This is a genomic window from Oleiphilus sp. HI0066, from assembly GCF_001635725.1.
Genome location: NZ_LWFH01001301.1, coordinates 1 through 1,223 on the forward strand (window position 1 = coordinate 1; position 1,223 = coordinate 1,223).

Below are 1,223 nucleotides of genomic sequence, written 5' to 3' on the forward strand. Positions count from 1 at the left end.
AGAGCCAGAGCCAGAGCCAGAGCCGCCTCAAGTACGAGTACGCGAAAACTCCTTTAAGAACTTGCCCGAATTCGAAGCGCTTTTGTTTGACGTGAAAGGTCTTCAGCTCGCAGTACCTTTAGTTTCTCTGGGCTCGATTCATCGTATCGATTCAGATATTACGCCGATCGTCGGTAGAAGTTCTTGGTACCTAGGGATGCTTAATAGCAACGCCGGCAATCTGCAAGTTGTGGATACAGCTCGCTGGGTTATGCCTAGCCGAATGCAGGCATCAGGTATCGAGGATTATGAGTTTGTGATTCGACTGGGTGATACTAACTGGGCATTAGCATGTACCTCTGTTTCTCATGCCGTCAGGCTGCAACAGAGTCAAGTTAAGTGGCGTACTTGCAACAGTAAACGGCCATGGTTAGCAGGAACTGTCATAGACAAAATGTGTGCTCTGCTAGATGTGGATAGTTTTGCCGATCTGCTTGATGAAAATAAGTTGCATGTTTCGGAGTGAATAAGGTGGCGCAGAGTGCGCTATGTTCTATATTTAAGCTATGACGAGCCATTTATAACTTGGCGAATTCTTAACAATAAATACCGCGGAAGCGGTTAGTAAGAGGCGATCAATGTCTTCAAGTACAGCTCATAACTCTGATCAATTAGAAGATCAGGTACTTCAATATGTCACGTTTCGTTTAGATGATGAAACGTACGGCATTAACGTTATGCAAATTCAGGAAGTTTTGCGTTACTCAGAGATTGCTCCCGTGCCTGGCGCGCCAAATTACGTGCTCGGCATTATCAATTTGCGTGGTAACGTTGTAACGGTCATTGATACCCGCACGCGTTTTGGGTTGCCAGAGGCTGAGGTGACAGACCAGACACGCATTGTTGTTCTTGAACTTGAGGGTCAGGTTGTTGGTGTGCTTGTTGATTCGGTTGCAGAAGTTGTTTATTTGAAGCAGTCAGAAGTTGAAACAGCGCCGAACGTTGGCAACGATGAAAGTGCACGGTTCATTCAAGGTGTTTGCAATAAAAATGGCGAGCTGATCATTTTGGTTGAATTTGAAAAAATGCTGTCTGAAGAAGAATGGGCAGAAATGGCATCGCTATAGCCACAGGAAAACCTTATGTTGTTTGGAATTATCCTTGATCCGCTAATGTTAGTGTTAGCGTGTTCATCCATCTTTGCTTTAGCTGCGTGCGGCATTACCTTGCGCAAACAAGCCATG

At 45.3% G+C, this 1,223-nt stretch carries 2 protein-coding genes; both read left to right on the plus strand.

Annotated elements, in window-relative coordinates; translation table 11 throughout:
* A partial coding sequence (locus tag A3738_RS19160) for a chemotaxis protein CheW (RefSeq protein ID WP_197473920.1) occupies positions 1 to 505 on the plus strand: 505 nt, incomplete at its 5' end.
* Positions 506 to 617: 112 nt separating this feature from the next.
* Positions 618 to 1,106 (plus strand): chemotaxis protein CheW, encoded by a 489-nt coding sequence (locus A3738_RS19165; protein WP_068475076.1) that lies wholly within the window; start codon positions 618 to 620, stop codon positions 1,104 to 1,106.
* Positions 1,107 to 1,223 lie beyond the last annotated feature (117 nt).